Genomic DNA, 18,053 nt, shown 5'->3' on the forward strand with positions numbered 1-18,053 from the left:
AATAAATGAAACAATATATCATAAAACGAATCCTGTCGGCAATTCCGCTTCTTATTATCATTTCGTTTGTGTGTTTTGTGTTTATTAACCTGATACCATCCGATCCGGCGGAGGTGGCACTGCGCATCCGCCAGGTACCGATTATTACAGAAGAAGCGGTGGCACAGGTAAGGGCGGAACTTGGATTGGACAAACCATATCTGATACGATATATTTCCTGGCTGGCTGACTGTCTGAGGGGAGATTTTGGAATCAGTTACGTCAATCCGAGCCGTACAGTTGCGGGCGAACTGATGCGCTGTCTTCCGGCGACTCTGCAGCTTGCGGGTGTATCGTTTGTGATGGTTCTGGTACTGAGCATTCCGATTGGAGTGCTCTGTGCCGTTTATAAGGATGGTGTGTTTGACCGCATCATGCGGGCGATTGTTTTTATGACAACGGCGATGCCTGCATACTGGGTAGGGCTTCTTCTGATCTGGCTGGTTTCGATCAAGCTGGATCTGCTTCCAACGAGCGGAAGCGGGAGCTTTAAACACCTGATTCTGCCATCGTTTACGGTATCATTGAGTTATATATCGACGTATATCCGCCTGATCCGCAATAATATGTTGGAAAACATGAAACAGGATTATGTTCTCTATGCCAATGTGAGAGGCATTCCAAACCGGCAGATTCTTCTTAAACACATTTTGAAAAATTCGATGCATACTTGTATTGTAGCGATCGGAATGAGCATACCGCAGCTGATTTCCGGAACGATCGTCGTTGAGAATGTATTTGCCTGGCCGGGGCTTGGGACACTCTGTATCAGCTCGATTTTTAACCGGGATTATCCGGTGATCCAGACGTATGTGCTATTGATCGGAGTACTATTTGTCGGATTTAATTTATTATTTGATATTCTTCAGACAATTTCAGATCCGCGTCTTAGAAAGGAGAGTCATTGATGGTAGGACGATTGATTCGAAACCGGGCGGCCGTTGGAACGATTGGTCTGGTGCTTATCGTGGCGCTCATAGGGATCTTTGCACCGTTTATCGCACCGAATGATCCGTATGCAACGGATATTTTAAATAAATTTGCCGGATTCAGCCAGCAGTATCCACTTGGTACCGATAATCTGGGACGGTGTATTTTGTCGAGAATGATTTATGGAATCCGTCCGACGCTGGGGCTGGCAGTCCTGACCATGCTTGGAACGATTGGCCTGGGAGCGTTGATGGGACTTTTGGCAGGTTATTTCCGCGGGATCGTGGAAGAGGTGATCATGCGAACCGTCGATGTAATGCTTTCATTTCCGAGCCAGATCATGGTGTTTGCAGTGGTAGCCCTGTTGGGAATCAGCGTGCAGAATGTAATTCTGGCCAATGTGTTTATTAAATGGGCCTGGTATGCGCGGATGATCCGGACAGGTGTTATGCAGTATCGTGACCGGAACTTTGTGCGCTTTTCACGATGTATAGGAACACCAGAATCTTTTATATTATTTCGCCATCTTGTACCGTCAATTGCGGCAGATCTGGCAGTTTTATCCTCTCTGGATGTCGGATGGGCGATTATCAATATTTCAACCCTCTCATTTCTGGGACTGGGTGTACAGGCACCGACACCGGAATGGGGAGCGATGCTGAGCGAGGCGAAGAATGTCCTCACCAGCAATCCGGTACAGATGCTGGTTCCGGGAATTGCGGTGGTAATTCTGGTAGCAGCGTTTAACCTGATGGGAGATGCCCTGCGGGATGTGCTGGATCCGAAGGAGGTGCAGAAATGAGCCTGAATCATGAGCGGGTGCAGCCGATTCTGCGGGTGGATGGACTGAATGTAGAACTGAAAATCAGAAATAAACAGAAAAAATTGGTCGAGAATGTAAGCTTTGAGGTAGAGCCGGGGCAGTGCCTGGGTATTCTGGGAGAATCCGGAAGCGGAAAAAGCATGACGGTAAAAGCAATTCTGGGACTTCTGGACCGCCAGTTCCGGATAGAAGGACAGGCATGGTTTGAGGGAAAGGATCTATGCCGGGCAGGACGGGATGAACTGCGGCGGCTGCGTGGGCAGAAGATAGGCATGGTTCTCCAGAATCCGATGACCTGCTTTGATCCACTTTACCGGATTGGAAGCCAGATGGCCGAGACCTTTGCAGCCCATACAGATTGGGATCGGGCAAAGATCCGGGAGATTTCCCTGGAAGTATTGGAAAAAATGAGAATTCATAATCCGGAGGAAGTGCTGGGGCAGTATCCACACCAGCTTTCCGGAGGAATGCTTCAGAGAATCATGATTGGGCTGGCACTGGCGATGAAGCCGGCACTTCTGGTGGCAGATGAACCGACAACGGCAATCGATGCCATCACCCAGGCTGAAATTTTGAAGGAATTTCAGCGGATCAAGGAAGAAAGTCATACGGCGATGATATTTATCTCCCATGATTTGGGGGCGGTTTCGAAGATTGCGGACGAGATCGTCGTGATGAATGGAGGAAAACTGGTCGAACAGGGCGATTTTGAACATATCTTAAGGCATGCAAAGGATCCGTATACACGGATGCTTGCAGAGACACGGCGCTCGGTCATGGAGCGCTACCGGCTTTGCCTAGATAATCAGGAGGAATTATGCTTGAATTAAAAGATATATGTGTCAGCTTCCGGAGTGAGCGTCAGGATAAATTGTTTGGAACCTCCAGGGACCAGGTGCTGTTTGACGTATCTTTGCAGGTGGAAAAGGGAAGCTGCCTGGGGATCTTAGGAGAAACCGGAAGCGGAAAATCGACGGTTGGACGTGTCCTTTGCGGACTTTTAAAACCGGATTCCGGGCAGGTGCTTCTGGATGGGGAGGAGATTTATCGAAACCGTCAGGGGAGAAAGAATCTGCAGAAGAAAATCAGTATTGTTTTTCAGGATTATACAACCTCGGCGAACCCGCGTTTCCGTATACGGGATATTCTGGCGGAGGGACAGCGGGCAGCAGCACGTAAAAAGGGAATCCGGAAGCTTTCAAGAGAGAAAATAAAAAAAGGTGCCGGAGAGCTGATGGAGATGGTGGGACTAAGTGCAGATTTTCTGGATCGATATCCCCATGAATTGTCCGGCGGTCAGCTCCAGCGAGTCTGCATTGCCCGGGCGGTAGCCTGCGAACCGGAGATAATTCTGTTCGATGAGGCGATTTCATCTTTGGATGCACATACGCAGGTGCAGGTTATGGATCTGCTTATAGATTTAAAGGAGAAACTGAATCTGACGTATGTATTTATTACGCATGATTTGACGTCGGTTACCTATCTGTGCGATGAGGTGCTGTTTTTATACCGCGGACATATCACAGAATGCCGTCCGGTCCGGGAGCTGGGAAAGACAACGGATGAATATGCGCGCAGGCTGCTGCAGGCGATCGTTTAGATGGAATTGAGTAAAAGGAGCAGAAAAGTTCTCAGAACAGGAAATAGAACATGAAAATATATGAAACGAAGGTGGAGGCGGGCACGAAGCAGTGGCTGAAAATTCCGGTGGATGAGGAATGCAGCCTGAAAGCGGCGGCTTTCTGTGGTTCAAGACCGGGAAAACGGTTGATTGTTACAGCGGGGGTACATGGCTGTGAGTACATAGGAATTCTGGCAGTTTCCCGTCTGATTCAGGAACTGGATCCGAGGCAGATGAAGGGAGAGGTTGTATTTCTTCCGATTGCTAATGAAGGTGGATTTTATAAGGAAATCAAGCAGCTGGTACCGGAGGATGGTGTCAATTTAAATCGGGCATTTCCGGGAACGGAAATGGGAAGCCGGTCAGCGAAGATAGCAGCAGCTGTGGAAACGTATCTGTATCCAGATGCGGACTTCCTCGTGGATCTCCATAGTGGAGATATTCACGAGATGGTAGTTCCGTTTGCCTTTTTTCCGGTGGCAGCAGGCGAGACGGTAGAAAAAAAGGCGGCTGCAGCGGCAAGAGCGATGTCTTTGTCGTGGAGAGTGGCATCAACGGCGAAAAATGGTCTGTACAGCTGGGCAGCGCAGAAAGGAATCCCGGCTCTTCTACTAGAACGGGGCGGACTGGGACGTTGGACAGAACGGGAGGTGGATGCATATCGGATAAACCTGTATGAACTGCTGGTTCATCTGGATATTTTGCCAGAAAGTATTCTGGAATCAGTCAAAGGAATGAATTTAAAAGATTCAGAAAGCTCCCCGGAATCAGAGGTACTTCCATCCGGGAAAATAGAGCAAAGGGAGATTCGGATCATGCGCTATCTGGAGGCACCGGGAAATGGATTCTGGTATCCGGCTATCCGGGAAGGAAGCTGCCTGAAAAAAGGAGATTTACTGGGAGAAATCCGGCGGCTTGACGGCAGCCTGATGTATCGTTATGAATCAGAGCTTGACGGCATGGTCTTTTACTATACCTTGTCACTGGGGGTAAGTGAGGGAGAACCGCTGGTAGCATATGGCGAATGCTAAGAAAAAAGCATCTTTGGATGAAAGGATCCAAAGGTGCTTTTTGCATAGGAAAAGACGGTCAATAAAAAAATATCTGTCAAAAAAAGGGGATTATATGGTATGATAAATAGCAGAAAATAGATTTTTGAGGATAAATATAGAAATAGAGGAATATATATGAGACGAATTAAGCTAGTGGTTTCCTATGACGGAACCGCCTACTGCGGGTGGCAGCTTCAACCCAACGGAGTGACCATTGAGGAGGTGCTGAACCAGGCGCTTTCTTCTCTTTTAAAAGAGGATATTCAGGTCATCGGGGCGAGCCGGACGGATTCGGGTGTCCATGCGATGGGAAATGTGGCAGTTTTCGATACCGAGAGCCGGATTCCGGGGGATAAGATCTGCTTTGCACTCAACCAGCGCCTGCAGGACGATGTGCGGATCCAGGCGTCGGAGGAGGTGCCGCTTACCTTCCATCCACGCAAGGCAAACTGCGTGAAAACCTATGAATACAAGATTTTGAACCGCAAGATCGATATGCCGCTGCAGCGCTTATACAGTCATTTCTGCTATTTCAATCTGGATTTAGAGAAAATGCAGAAGGCGGCATCCTATCTCATCGGCGAGCACGATTTCAAGAGTTTCTGTACGGTGCGGACGCAGGCGGAGGAGACGGTGCGGACGATCTACAGCCTGACCGTGACGAAGGCGGACGACCTGATTACGATCCGCATCAGCGGCAGCGGTTTCCTCTACAATATGGTCCGGATCATCGCCGGGACGCTGGTTAAGATCGGCATGGGCGTTTACCCGCCGGAGAAGATGGAGGAGATTCTGGAGGAGAAAAACCGGGCGGCAGCAGGTCCTACGATCCCAGCACGCGGGCTGACGCTCGTAAGCCTGGAGTATGAAAAAGAGCTGGCACCGTACCTGGAGGGCGAAAATAAGCACTGGCACTATGTGCTCGATCAGAGAAATGTCCCGGAGAAAGGGCTTGCATACCTCACGATCGAGCGCTGTGAGCCGGAAGAGCTTGACGGCGTGCTGCGCCGCGTGATCCATCAGGCATACCGAAACGGCGCGAAACGGGTGTTTGTGCGGGATACGTTTGGAGAAGAGGGGAGCATCTGCGGATATTACCGGCTGAGACGGCAGCCGGAGACGGAAGAAGGCTGGCTGGAAGCCGTCTACGAGGGTGAACATCGGTGAGCATGAGTAGAACATTTGATTATCTGGTCTGTTTCAGCGTCTATTCGCTGATTATCCTGATTATAGGAAAATCATCGTTCGGTGAGAGCGATTCGATAGGGAAATTTTTTATCGGAGAACGGAAATGCGGGTTCTGGCGGCTGTTTTCCACCTTCGTCGGGACCTGGGTGTCCGCTGCGACCATTCTGGGATACACGGGCAATGTTTTTGAAAATGGAACCTCCGTGATCGCTGTGACGGTTATCCCGTGGTTCATCGGCGCGGGGCTGCTGTATCTCATCAGCGGTCGTATCTATGACTGCGACATGCTCACGATCCCGCAGTTTATCGGGGAGCGCTACCATTCCCGCTTTCTGCGGACCTGCTGTGCGCTGCTGCTCTCGGGCGGTTACGTTTTTTATCTGGTGATCCAGATAAAGGGATTTGGAATTGCGGCGGCGACGCTTTTAAATATTGATTATAAAGTTGCAATTTTTTTGGTTTATCTGTTTATTCTGTATTCTACCTTTGGAGGATTCAATTCAGTTACCAAGACGGATGGCGGAAACCTTATCATGCTCACGATCAGTATAGTGGTTGTCTATTTTGTCGTGGTCGGAGGAATAGAGGGAAGCGGATTTTTGACAAACGCGGAGGTGTTTAGCCGAAATGCGGCGGGCAGCGGGACGGACAGTTTTGGAAATCTGATGAAAGATTACAGCCTTACCATGTACCTCACGATGTTTTTTGGCTGGGGTATGGGGCTGGCAGCGAACCCACAGTATCTGATCCGGATTGTGGCGGCAAAGAGCCGTGAGACGGCGCGGAAAGTCCTGATCTGTTCGCTGGTGTTCTTGACATTTTTTTATTTCTGCCTGACCCAGATCGGTCTGGGGCTTCGGATCCTGTTTCCTTATCTGTCCTATTACTTCGGATCAGACGATATTTTTGTCTACGCAATTAATTATTTGCTCCGATCGCGGTTCAGCGGATTTTTCTTAATCAGCGTGATCGGCGCGTGCATGTCGACGGCGAACTCGCAGCTGCTTCTGATTGGCTCGATGATGTCCTACGATGTGGCGGCGCAGTATGGAAAATGGAAGAAAACAGAGGACCGTATCCTGGGGCTGACGCAGCTCTTTATCTTTCTCGGCGGAACGCTGGCGCTTCTGCTCTCCTTAAATCCACCGTCCAACAGCCTGTTTTTCGGCGCGGATATCTGGGGATTGTTTTCAGCAATTCTGACGCCACTTCTCTACGGCACGCTTTATTATAAGCGGGCAACGAGGACGGGCGCATGGGCGGCATTTGTGACAGGGGTAACCGGGACGGTGCTGCTTCAGCCACGCGAGCTGCCGGTTTACTGGGGATTTCCGGTGACGCTGTGTTCGACCCTGGTTTTTGTCCTTGCCCCGGTGCTGGAGAGTATATGGAAAAAACGTGCTTGCTAAAGGCGGGCATTTGGAAACATGAAGCTGTCAGACAACAGCGAGAAGGAGGCGAAAACGAGCGATGAATAAATGGCTGAAACGTCTTTCAAATTGGTTTTTCCAGATTGAAAATGAGGTCATGATTCCCTTTGTTCTGGTGGGAATCCTTGTCATCGGAAGTTTCAGCGTGATTTCCTATTATAATGGCTACACGATGCAGAAAAACAGCGAGCTGGAGCTGGCGGATACGCTGTTTGAGGATGTAAACCGCGATCTGCATTTTCTGGAAAAGCGTCTGCCGGAGGAGGAGATCGCGGAAAAATACCGGAATTTTGAGCGCGGGCGGATTCGGATTCTGGATCGTGACGGTGAGGAGATCACGGCTGGAACCCGTTGGGAAAACACATCGGTACTGGCAGTCAGCAAGGGGGACAATCCATTTGGCTGGCGGCTGGAGTACCGGATGGATGAGAGAATATTCGGGGAACGCATCTTAGAGCAGCAGAGCTATTTGGTAGTCGGCGCGATCGCGTCGCTGATTCTCATCTGCCAGGCAAGCATTTTCATTTCCCACAGTATCACGCGCCCCATCCGCCGGATGAGCCATACCTGTAAGGAAATCGAGGAAAACAAGGGCAGTTATCAGAAATACCGTTTTGAGGCGGTCAGCCGCCACGACGAGATCGGACAGCTGGCGGTTACCTTTGAGGGGCTGCTCAAAAACATGGATAATTACACGAAAATGGAATATACCAGCCGGATGGCAGCGACGCTGGCGCATGAGATCAAGAACCCGATCGCGGGCATCCGCTCCGGCATTCAGCTTTTAAAGGGCAGGACGGTCAAGGACGGCGATAAAATGCTCTGTGACAGCATGATCCATGAGATCGACCGTGTCACGGCGCTGATCATGAACCTTCTGACTTTGTCAATCCGGCGTGAATCACCGAAAACGGAGATTTCTGTGACCGGTGTTTTAAAGGAGATCGGAATGATCTATGCGAAAGGACCGGACAGCCGCCGCGCATCGCTTTTTGTGGAGGCAGAAGAGGGACTGAGGGCGTGTCTTAATGAAAATGAGTTTCGCCAGATCATTCACAACCTGATCAGCAACAGCCTGAGGGCGCTGGTACCGGACCGCGAGGGACAGATTAAGCTTATGGCAGCCGCGCAGGAGAAAGAAGTGATTGTGACGGTGCGGGACAACGGAAAAGGCATGACGGAGGAAGAAGTCTCCAAGGCGCTGGAACCATTTTATACAAAGAGCATCAACGGAACCGGGCTTGGGCTCTCAATCGTGAGCCGCCTGGTGGAGTCAAATGGAGGAACGATGGAGATCGTGAGCAAGCCGGGGGTAGGGACAGACGTGGTTTTAAAATTTCCGGGGAAAATGGTATAGTGTGACCATTTAATGAGGTATTTCACGAATTTAGTATTTAGAGTATAATGTTATGAAACAGGGAGGAGGATGCACATGGATCGAATTTTGATTGTGGACGATGAATTTCTGATTCGCTATACACTGGAGGAAGGACTGAAAGACAGGGGATATGACGCCTATTCAGCCGCAACCGTCGAGGAAGGGCTGGAGTTTGTCAGGAAATATCATCCGGGTGTGCTCCTTCTCGACAATCTCCTCGAAAACAGTGTCGGGATGGATGAGATTGTCAATTTCAAAAATGCAGATGAGGAACTGCAGGTCATCATGATGACGGCGTACGGTTCCGTCTCCCAGGCGGTTGAGGCGACGAAGCGCGGTGCATATGATTATATTTTAAAGCCGTTTGATGTGGATGAGATCGATATGCTGATCAAGCGGTGTCTGGAGCAGAAGCGCAACCGGGATTCACTCGTCTTCCTGAAAGGCGATGTGCCGCAGTTTTTAGGTGTCAGTGAGGCAGCTGCCCGGATCCGGCACCTTATTCAGGTGCTTGGGGAAAATTTGTCGGTCAATGTACTCCTGCGCGGGGAGACGGGAACGGGCAAGGAAGTTGTGGCGCGGCAGATTCATGCGAACAGCGCCCGCAAGGATAACCTGATGGTACGCATTAACTGCGGTGCGATTCCGGAAAATCTGATGGAGAGCGAGCTCTTTGGCTACGAGCGCGGCGCGTTTGCGGGGGCGCTCAAGACGAAAAAGGGCTTGATTGAGCTGGCGGACGGCGGTACGGTCTTTTTGGACGAGATCGGCGAATTGCCGATGGCGATGCAGACGAAACTTCTGACCTTCCTGGATGACCGGAAATTTAAGCGGATCGGCGCGCTGGAGGACACGGCGGTTGATGTTCGGATCATTGCGGCGACGAACAGAAATCTCGAGGAGGCGATCAAGGCGGGGCAATTCCGGGAGGATCTGTTCTACCGGCTGAATGTTATGCAGATCGAGATTCCGCCGCTTCGTGACCGGCGCGAGGATATCCCGGTGCTCTGTGACTATTACCTTGACTATTATAATAAAGCCTTTGCCCGCAATATTGAAAAAGTGGATCCGGATTTCATGCGGGAGCTGCTCTTGTATGACTGGAAGGGCAATGTCAGGGAGCTTAAAAATATTTTTGAGCGCTGTTTTCTCTTCAGCCAGGGAAATATCCTGGAAAAACACGTGGAGCTGGCGCCGGTCGAGCGGGAGGCAAGGCCGGAGAGCGGGGACTGCATCTATCTGAAAGATCTGAAAAAAGGACCGATCGACCTCGAGCAGGAGGTCGCGGCGCTGGAGAAACGATATATGTCGGAGGCGTTGAAACTTTCCGGCAATAACCTGACGCGGGCGGCGGCGCTGCTCGGTGTCACCCGGTTCTCAATGAAACGGAAGATGGAGCGGGAAGACGGGGAGAAGTAGAAAAAGCAGAAAAACTGTATCAGGAGGAAGGACGAAAACGGTTGTCTGGTAAACCGGGTGCAGGAATGAATGGTAAAAAGGTGCAAAAAATCACATCGTGCAAAAACGCACGCCTAAAACGTGCGTTTTTGCACGATTTTTGTATATAAATTAAATTATTTTAAAAAATATTAAAATTATGATTGAAAAATACATAAAAGTCAGATAAAATATCATTAGAAGCAAAAAAACAAGGGGAACATACAAAAAACATCTCATCTTAAAAATAGTTTCCGATGGTTGTTGAAAACAGACAGAAGAAACGCTAAGCCGCAAAAATGAGATGTGTGAGCTAAGAAAGGGAGGAATGAACCATGTTTTATGTCGATTTAAACAGTGATTTAGGTGAGAGCTTCGGTAACTATACGATTGGTATGGATGAAGAAATTCTTCAGTACGTGTCTTCCGCCAACGTAGCCTGTGGATGGCATGCAGGTGATCCGATGGTTATGGATAAGACCATCGCACTGGCAAAGAAATACGGAACCGCAGTAGGAGCACATCCGGGATTTCCGGATCTGATGGGCTTCGGTCGAAGAAACATGGTGGTAACTCCGGAAGAAGCGAAAGCATATCTGAAATACCAGCTCGGCGCATTGAGCGCATTTACTAAGAGCCAGGGCGTAAAAATCCAGCACGTAAAACCGCACGGCGCATTCTACAACATGGCAGCTGTTGATGAGAAGCTGGCGAGAGCGATGTGTGAAGCAGTCTATGAAGTAGATAAAGATATCATCTTCATGGGTCTGGCAGGATCCCAGATGATCAAGGCAGCCGAGGAGGTTGGTTTACAGGCAGCGAGCGAGGTGTTCGCAGACCGTGCATACAACGATGACGGAACCCTGGTTTCCAGAAAACTTCCGGGAGCAGTCATCAAAGATAAAGACCTGGCAATCAAACGTGTCGTAAGAATGGTAAAAGAAGGAAAAGTTGAGAGCATCAACGGAAACGACATTTCCATCAAGGCAGATTCCATCTGTGTACACGGAGACAACCCAAAAGCGCTGGAGTTCGTAAAGAACATTCGTGAGACCCTGGTAGCCGAGGGAGTGGAGATTAAAAATCTGTTCCGCTAATACGTATATAAGGAGAAGAAAAATATGGGAGAAAAGAAAAAAAGTAATGCGAACACGACAGCCCTGATTGGCGCCGCGTTCCTGATGGCAACGTCTGCGATCGGACCTGGTTTCCTGACACAGACTGCAACCTTTACCGGTCAGTATGGCTCTATTTTCGCACTGGCAATCATCTGCACCATTCTTCTGGATGTTACAACCCAGTTAAATATCTGGTCCATCATCGGTGTGTCCGGTATGCGTGGACAGGATATCGCAAATAAAGTTGTTCCGGGACTCGGATATTTCATTGCGTTTCTTGTGTCTCTCGGCGGTCTGGTATTCAATATCGGTAACGTCGGCGGCGCCGCAACCGGTTTTAATATCGTATTCGGTTTCCCACTGAAAGTCGGAACCGTTGTAGCCGGTGTCATCGGTATCCTGATCTTCTTATCCAAGGATGCGAAAAACTTCATGGATAAGCTGACCAAATACTTAGGAAGCATCATGATTGTTACCGTACTTTATGTAGCATTCCGTTCCAAACCTCCGGTTGTTGAGGCAATCAGCAGCGTTGGACATCTGAACGAATTCCCGAACCTGGTATTCCCGATTATTACCCTGCTTGGCGGAAGCTGCGGCGGTTACATCACATTCTCCGGTGCCCATCGTCTTCTGGATGCAGGTTTCTCCGGAACCAAGGATCTTCCGCACGTTCGCCGCTCCGTATTAATGGGCGTCAGCGTATCGGGTGTTATGAGAATTTTACTGTTCCTCGCAGTTTTAGGCGTTGTTACAGCAACTCCGGAAGTTGTTGGAAGCGAAGCATGGGTAGCAAGCCCGCCAGCAGCAGCTTTTAAGGCAGGCGCAGGCATCATCGGTTACAAGATCTTCGGTCTGGTTATCCTGTTTGCAGCTATCACCTCCATCATCGGTGCAGCGTATACATCCGTATCCTTCTTAAAGACCCTGCATCCGTTCATCATGGAGAATGAGAAATGGTTCGTTATCGGCTTCATCGCTGTATCGACCGTTATCATGACATTACTTGGACAGCCGGCAACTCTTCTGGTTCTGGCAGGTTCCGTAAACGGACTGATTCTTCCGATTACACTGCTTGTCATTCTTCTGGCAAGCCGCAGGAAAGATATCGTCGGTGAAAATTACAAACATCCGACCGTACTCATCGTACTTGGTGTATGCGTTGTTCTTCTGACCGGTTACTCCGGAATCAAGGCTCTGCCGAAGATTCTTACCATCTTTGGTTAATGAATGAAAAAATGCAAAAAATGTGGTAAAATAATAAAAAACGATTAAACGGACAGGCGCCCGGCGGACTGGCTGGATGAGCACGCAGATGGCTGGCTTATGGCAGCAGGTCTGCCGGGCGTTTCCCTGTAACTGGCTTGTTGGGTCGGAAGCAGTTTTTAGGTTTTTCGAAGAAAAGCAGAACAGGCAGGCGGGGGCTTCGTTTATCTGACAGGAGGTATATATGAGCGAGGTAAGATACCTTGTAGCGGGCGACAGCGCTGTGTGCGTTGAGTTTGGCAATGAAATCAGCCCGGAGATCAACAAGAAAATCCGCGCATTCAAGATTGCGGTTGAAAAAAGCGATATACCGGGAATTGTGGAGACGGTTCCGACATACCGCTCCTTATTAGTACATTATCATCCGGAAGTGATCGGATTCAAGGCACTCACAGAAAAATTTGATAAATTGATGGGTTCCTTATCCAGCATTCCGATCCCGCCGCCAACTGTTATCGAAATTCCGGTTCTCTACGGCGGAGAGATGGGTCCGGATATTGAAAATGTTGCGGAGCACAATCACAAGACCGTGGAAGAGGTCATCAAGATTCATACATCTGAAGAATATCTAATCTACATGATTGGATTCATCGCTGGATTCCCATATCTGGGCGGCATGAGCAAAGAGATCGCAACCCCGCGTCTGAAGAGCCCGAGAGTGAAGATTGAGGGCGGCTCTGTTGGTATTGCCGGTGAGCAGACCGGTATCTACCCGGTAGCATCTCCGGGAGGCTGGCAGTTAATTGGACGGACTCCGTTAAAACTCTATGATGCAGACCGCGAGAAACCAGTGCTTCTGGAAGCGGGACAGTATATCAAGTTTGCTGCAGTAACCGAGGAAGAGTATAAAAAGATCGAAAAAGAAGTCGAAGATGGAACCTACAAATACGTTGTGTACGATAAGGAGGTATAAAGATGGGCATTAAGTTTGCAAGCGGCGGATTCCTCACAACCGTACAGGACATGGGACGCACCGGCTATCAGGAGTCCGGTATGTCTGTATCAGGCGTTATGGATCAGCGTTCCGCAGCGATCGCGAATATTTTAGTGGGAAATGATGAAAACGAGGCGGTTCTGGAAGTAACCCTGATGGGACCGATGATGGAATTTACAGAAGACAATATTATCGCAGTAACCGGCGGCAATCTGGTTCCAAAGGTAAATGGAAAAGATCTTCCGATGTATCAGGCAGTTTTAGTACATAAGGGCGATTCCATGAACTTTGTCGGTATGACAAGTGGAAGCCGCGTGTACATTGCAGTAGCAGGCGGGCTGGATATCCCGGTACAGATGGGCAGCAAATCCACCAACTTAAAGCTGAAAGTAGGCGGTTATCAGGGAAGAAAGATCGGTGGCGGGGACGAGATTGGTTTTGCCGCTCCGAAGACGACCCTTCCAAATATGAGAAAGAGAAAAGTGACGCCGGAGGACTTCTCCCAGACTGAGAAAACCATCCGCGTTGTCATGGGACCGCAGGATGACTGCTTTACCGAGAAAGGTGTAGAGACTTTCTTAAGCAGCACATATGCATTTACGAATGAGTCCGACCGTATGGGCTGCCGTCTCGAGGGCGAGGTCATCGAGCATAAAAATGGCGGCGATATTATCACAGACGGTATCGCCTTTGGTGCGATTCAGGTGCCGTCCCACGGACAACCGATTATCATGATGGCGGATCATCAGACCACCGGCGGTTATACGAAGATTGCTGGCGTTATCTCTGTGGATCTTCCGCTGGTTGCACAGTCCAGACCGGGTTATAAAGTACATTTCCAGAAAGTAACGGTTGAGGAAGCACAGAAGCTCTACATTGAGCAGGTGGAAAAACTCAAGGCACTCAAAGAAGAATTGGCAAAAGTACCGGAACCGTGCGGAGAACTCGATGCGGTGATTCAGGTAGCGGTTGGATGTGAATCGAAGAGATACTGGAATCCGATTGGAACCTACCGGGTTGTGATCGATGGAACTGAATATATGGTTGAATTAGAGGAAGAGACTGAAAGATTCAGATAAACCTCAGATGTATTGAAAGATATGGAGGGAACGTATATGGCAGATTATAGCAAAATGACACCACCGGAAGTATGGAAACTGATTCGGACTGGCGAGATTACCCGCCCGACGGCTGGCATGTGTGCCGGATATGCACAGGCAAATCTGGTTATCCTGCCGAAGAAGTACGCGGATGATTTTAAAGAATTTGCAAGAAAGAACCCGAAACCGTGTCCAATCCTGGAAGTCGTAGAGGGCACACCGGATATCCACGATATGGGCGAGGGCGCGAGCATCGTGACGGACATCCCGAAATATTTCATTTACCGCGACGGTGTGAAAGTCGATGAGGTGACAGATGTTTCTTCTTATTGGAAAGAAGATTCGGTTGCATTCCTGATTGGCTGCAGCTTCTCCTTTGAGGAGGCGCTTATGAAAGCCGGCATTGAAGTGCGCCATATCGCGCAGGGCTGCAATGTTTCCATGTACAAGACTAACATCCAGTGTGAGAGCGCCGGCGTGTTCAAGGGACCGATGGTTGTCAGCATGCGTCCCATGACCCCAGAAAACGCACAGAAAGCCAAAGAGATCACAGACCGTTATCCAAACGTACACGGCGGTCCGGTCCAGATCGGCGATCCGGCAGCGATCGGTATCAAGGATATTTCCAAACCAGACTATGGCGATCCAGTCGAGATCCGCGAGGGTGAGATCCCGGTATTCTGGGCTTGCGGCGTTACCCCTCAGGCAGCGATTGAAAATGCAAAACTTCCGTTAGTCATTACCCACGCACCGGGACATATGTTCATTACCAATGTCCTGAATACGGAGCTGAATGATTATCTGGAGGCGAAGAAGCAGAAATAGGCAGAATCGGTTCTGCCATTGCAGGAACGGTTTTATCGAAAAATAAGGTTTGACGGAGATTTCCCAGTCTCCTTCAAATAAATTCTCTTGAGAAAAGAGAAAAAGTTCATTACCAACCTAAAAAGCGGCGAAAAGGGAAGATGGAATCTGAGAGGAGGAAGTCTTCCTTTTTCATGTGTATCCCATGCGTATATCAGATGCATGGAATGAAACGAACTTATCTTGTAAATCCGGGGAAAAAACCTTGTATTTTCAAGGAAAAACCGCTTGACACGTCCGGAAGCGTGTAATATAATAAGTCAGTATGACATGAGTCAGGAAGATGTCGGCACCAAAGCCCCGGAGCAGGCATTTCATGATATAGTTAATCTCAATTATATGAAGTAAAACAGGAGGTCAACCAATGAAGAGTTTTATGGCTAGTCCAGCAACAATCGAAAGAAAATGGTATGTAGTTGACGCTACAGGATATACATTAGGTCGTCTTGCATCTGAGGTAGCAAAGGTATTAAGAGGCAAGAACAAACCGATCTTCACACCGCACATGGATTGCGGCGATTATGTAATCGTAGTAAACGCAGAGAAGATCAAAGTAACTGGTAAGAAGATGGATCAGAAAATCTACTACAATCACTCTGATTATGTAGGTGGCATGAGAGAGACAACCCTTCGTGAAATGATGGCTAAGAAGCCGGAGAAGGTTATCGAGTTAGCAGTTAAAGGTATGCTTCCAAAGGGACCTTTAGGAAGAAGCATGATTACAAAACTTCATGTATACGCAGGTCCGGAGCACGAGCAGGCAGCTCAGAAGCCGGAAGTTTTAGAAATCAAGTTTTAATTAAAGGCACTGGAAGGAGGAAACTATAATGGCTAACAAATTTTACGGAACAGGCAGAAGAAAAAAATCTATCGCTAGAGTATACCTTGTACCGGGAACCGGCAAGATTACTATCAATAAAAGAGACATCGACGAGTACTTTGGTCTTGAGACCCTGAAAGTGGTTGTTCGTCAGCCGCTCGTAGCAACCGAGACAGTTGATAAGTTCGATGTACTTGTAAATGTACGTGGCGGCGGCTTCACAGGTCAGGCTGGCGCTGTAAGACACGGCATCTCCCGTGCACTTCTTCAGGCAGACGCTGATTACCGTCCGGTGCTGAAGAAAGCAGGCTTCTTAACTCGTGACCCGAGAATGAAAGAGCGTAAGAAATACGGTCTCAAAGCAGCTCGTCGCGCTCCGCAGTTCAGCAAGCGATAATCTACAGCTTAATAATGCTAAAAAAGCCCGGAAATACGCCATTTTCCGGGCTTTTTCTATGCCTGAAATCACCTGATTCCGATGGTGAAATTTGAGGAAATTTGACTTCAAATTAGCCCATTTTGATGGGTTGACCATGGGTTTACGGTCTATTTTTGAGCCTAATGGGTGGGAAAATGGGTTTACAGAAGGCCATTTTGGAGGGGAAATTCGCCCCATATCCTTGACAGATTTTCGGGAAAAATCCGGCTGAAACGGAATGAAAAATGGTGTCGGATTCGTTTGGCGAGTTCTGACGAAATCTGCAAAAAAATGATATCAGGTATCCTGTTACATAGAGCCTTGGCTCATTCTTTGAAAACGAGAATGGGTCGAGGCTTTATTTTTTCGCCCGAAATCCGGCGAGACAAATTTGAGTAGGAGGTAACAGGTATGACGGATTTCAATCAGAAGACCCATGACACCGATGTGGGCAGTCATGGCGGACAGTCGAGGCAGATGATGGAGGTGTTTGAGAACCAGGAGTTTGGTTCGATCCGGTTGTTACAGGAGGCAGGCAAGACCTTCTTCTGTGCAAGCGACGTGGCGAAAGCGTTGGGATATGTGAATCCCTACGCCGCAGTGAAACGCCATTGTAGAGGCCCCCTAACGAAACGCGAGGGGGTCGTTCAGAAGGTGAATCAGTATGGAGATGCTGGAGAGCAGGTCGTTGAAATCTCCTTTATCACGGAAGGTGATGTTTATCGGCTGATCGTTCACAGCAAGCTGCCATCGGCAGAACGGTTTGAACACTGGGTGTTTGATGAAGTTCTCCCGTCCATCCGAAAGCATGGTGTGTATATGAGCGATTCTATTTTGGATCAGGTGATTCAGCATCCGGAGGTCATCTACACCCTGGCGAAGGAGCTTGTGGCCGAGAGAGCAGCTTGAGGGTATCCGCAAACAGCTGGATGCGGCACAGCCCAAGGCAGACTACTTCGACACCTTTGTGAATTCGGAGGATTGTACCTGCATCCGGAATTTCTGTAAGGAAATCGGAATCCCGGAGAAGACGGCAGTAGCTCTCTTACTGGATCATCGCTATCTGTACCGCAGTCCAAGCGGCTGGCTGATGCCTTTTGCAGACAAATCTGCAAGGGGCTATTTTATTGTCCGGGATTGCTACGGCAGAAGCGGAAAACTGGTGCAGCAGACGAGAGTGACCTGCAAGGGAAAGAATCATCTCTTCAAGTTGTTTAAGAAATGGGGTGTGATCGAATGACGCTTTTTACAGAGGGACGCCTTCAGGCGTTTGAACGCATGATGCAGGATACCGGCAAATACCATCGACGGGAGGACAGCGAAGATCGTCCGCGCAAATGTCCGAAGAAAAAAACGGAGCCTGCGAAAAAGGATGGTGAGCACCATGCCGGTATTCAGGGTTGAGAAAAACAGCAATTACACAACGATGTGCAATTACCACCTGCGGGATCAGGGTCTCAGCCTGAAAGGAAAAGGACTTCTCTCTATGCTGCTTAGTTTACCGGACACATGGAACTATTCGGTACGGGGATTATCTTCGATTACACCGGATGGCGTAGATGGGGTGCTTACAGCTCTGAAAGAACTGGAACGTCTTGGATATCTGGAAAGGAACTAGCAGCGTGAGAGTAACGG

20 protein-coding genes are annotated in these 18,053 nt (G+C 49.0%); all 20 read left to right on the plus strand.

The window, feature by feature from the left end:
• Window positions 1-5: 5 nt before the first annotated feature.
• The 20 genes from opp1B to DW739_RS15085 all read left to right on the plus strand — a co-directional run bounded on the left by opp1B (window position 6) and on the right by DW739_RS15085 (window position 18,036).
• A complete protein-coding gene (gene opp1B, locus DW739_RS06285) occupies window positions 6-947 on the plus strand; it encodes a nickel/cobalt ABC transporter permease (protein ID WP_117796486.1) in 942 nt (313 codons plus the stop codon).
• Window positions 947-1,771 (plus strand): nickel/cobalt ABC transporter permease, encoded by an 825-nt coding sequence (gene opp1C, locus DW739_RS06290; protein WP_107000778.1) that lies wholly within the window; start codon window positions 947-949, stop codon window positions 1,769-1,771. The genes opp1B and opp1C overlap by 1 nt, the downstream gene beginning before the upstream one ends.
• On the plus strand, window positions 1,768-2,622 hold the full coding sequence (locus DW739_RS06295) for an ABC transporter ATP-binding protein (RefSeq protein ID WP_107000777.1): 855 nt from the start codon (window positions 1,768-1,770) through the stop codon (window positions 2,620-2,622). The genes opp1C and DW739_RS06295 overlap by 4 nt, the downstream gene beginning before the upstream one ends.
• Complete coding sequence (locus tag DW739_RS06300; RefSeq protein ID WP_117796485.1) at window positions 2,610-3,392, plus strand: dipeptide/oligopeptide/nickel ABC transporter ATP-binding protein; 783 nt, start codon at window positions 2,610-2,612, stop codon at window positions 3,390-3,392. The genes DW739_RS06295 and DW739_RS06300 overlap by 13 nt, the downstream gene beginning before the upstream one ends.
• A 50-nt stretch (window positions 3,393-3,442) precedes the next feature.
• Window positions 3,443-4,444, plus strand: coding sequence for a succinylglutamate desuccinylase/aspartoacylase family protein (locus DW739_RS06305; RefSeq protein WP_118481850.1), 1,002 nt, complete (start codon window positions 3,443-3,445; stop codon window positions 4,442-4,444).
• Between the two features lie 156 nt (window positions 4,445-4,600).
• A complete protein-coding gene (truA, locus tag DW739_RS06310; protein WP_118742806.1) occupies window positions 4,601-5,632 on the plus strand; it encodes a tRNA pseudouridine(38-40) synthase TruA in 1,032 nt (343 codons plus the stop codon).
• Between the two features lie 2 nt (window positions 5,633-5,634).
• On the plus strand, window positions 5,635-7,062 hold the full coding sequence (locus DW739_RS06315; protein WP_118293461.1) for a sodium:solute symporter family protein: 1,428 nt from the start codon (window positions 5,635-5,637) through the stop codon (window positions 7,060-7,062).
• A 61-nt stretch (window positions 7,063-7,123) separates the two neighbouring features.
• Window positions 7,124-8,440, plus strand: coding sequence for a HAMP domain-containing sensor histidine kinase (locus DW739_RS06320; RefSeq protein WP_117796482.1), 1,317 nt, complete (start codon window positions 7,124-7,126; stop codon window positions 8,438-8,440).
• 75 nt (window positions 8,441-8,515) lie between these two features.
• Window positions 8,516-9,880: a sigma-54 dependent transcriptional regulator gene (locus DW739_RS06325; protein ID WP_107000771.1), complete on the plus strand. Its 1,365-nt coding sequence runs from the start codon at window positions 8,516-8,518 to the stop codon at window positions 9,878-9,880.
• Window positions 9,881-10,233: 353 nt separating this feature from the next.
• Entirely contained in the window at window positions 10,234-10,995 is a 762-nt protein-coding gene (locus DW739_RS06330) for a 5-oxoprolinase subunit PxpA (protein ID WP_022358636.1), read from the plus strand.
• Between the two features lie 24 nt (window positions 10,996-11,019).
• Window positions 11,020-12,243, plus strand: a complete 1,224-nt coding sequence (locus DW739_RS06335; protein WP_118469093.1) for an NRAMP family divalent metal transporter — start codon at window positions 11,020-11,022, stop codon at window positions 12,241-12,243.
• A 223-nt stretch (window positions 12,244-12,466) separates the two neighbouring features.
• Complete coding sequence (gene pxpB, locus DW739_RS06340) at window positions 12,467-13,195, plus strand: 5-oxoprolinase subunit PxpB (protein WP_022358506.1); 729 nt, start codon at window positions 12,467-12,469, stop codon at window positions 13,193-13,195.
• Between the two features lie 2 nt (window positions 13,196-13,197).
• Complete coding sequence (locus DW739_RS06345) at window positions 13,198-14,295, plus strand: biotin-dependent carboxyltransferase family protein (protein WP_118742807.1); 1,098 nt, start codon at window positions 13,198-13,200, stop codon at window positions 14,293-14,295.
• Between the two features lie 36 nt (window positions 14,296-14,331).
• Window positions 14,332-15,141: a putative hydro-lyase gene (locus DW739_RS06350; protein WP_022358508.1), complete on the plus strand. Its 810-nt coding sequence runs from the start codon at window positions 14,332-14,334 to the stop codon at window positions 15,139-15,141.
• Between the two features lie 403 nt (window positions 15,142-15,544).
• Window positions 15,545-15,979: a 50S ribosomal protein L13 gene (gene rplM / locus DW739_RS06355; protein WP_107000767.1), complete on the plus strand. Its 435-nt coding sequence runs from the start codon at window positions 15,545-15,547 to the stop codon at window positions 15,977-15,979.
• Window positions 15,980-16,007: 28 nt separating this feature from the next.
• On the plus strand, window positions 16,008-16,397 hold the full coding sequence (gene rpsI, locus DW739_RS06360) for a 30S ribosomal protein S9 (RefSeq protein ID WP_022358510.1): 390 nt from the start codon (window positions 16,008-16,010) through the stop codon (window positions 16,395-16,397).
• Between the two features lie 432 nt (window positions 16,398-16,829).
• Window positions 16,830-17,327 carry a BRO family protein gene (locus DW739_RS15075; RefSeq protein ID WP_243017746.1) on the plus strand — a complete coding sequence of 166 codons (498 nt, stop codon included), beginning with the start codon at window positions 16,830-16,832 and terminating at the stop codon, window positions 17,325-17,327.
• Window positions 17,305-17,658 (plus strand): phage antirepressor KilAC domain-containing protein, encoded by a 354-nt coding sequence (locus tag DW739_RS15080; RefSeq protein WP_243017745.1) that lies wholly within the window; start codon window positions 17,305-17,307, stop codon window positions 17,656-17,658. The genes DW739_RS15075 and DW739_RS15080 overlap by 23 nt, the downstream gene beginning before the upstream one ends.
• Window positions 17,655-17,822, plus strand: coding sequence for a hypothetical protein (locus DW739_RS14870; RefSeq protein WP_002576412.1), 168 nt, complete (start codon window positions 17,655-17,657; stop codon window positions 17,820-17,822). Before DW739_RS15080 ends, DW739_RS14870 begins: the two co-directional genes overlap by 4 nt.
• Window positions 17,803-18,036 (plus strand): helix-turn-helix domain-containing protein, encoded by a 234-nt coding sequence (locus DW739_RS15085; protein ID WP_243017744.1) that lies wholly within the window; start codon window positions 17,803-17,805, stop codon window positions 18,034-18,036. Before DW739_RS14870 ends, DW739_RS15085 begins: the two co-directional genes overlap by 20 nt.
• The last annotated feature ends 17 nt before the right edge of the window (window positions 18,037-18,053 follow it).

It is taken from the genome of Clostridium sp. AM28-20LB (assembly GCF_003480665.1).
Lineage (GTDB): Bacteria > Bacillota > Clostridia > Lachnospirales > Lachnospiraceae > Otoolea > Otoolea fessa.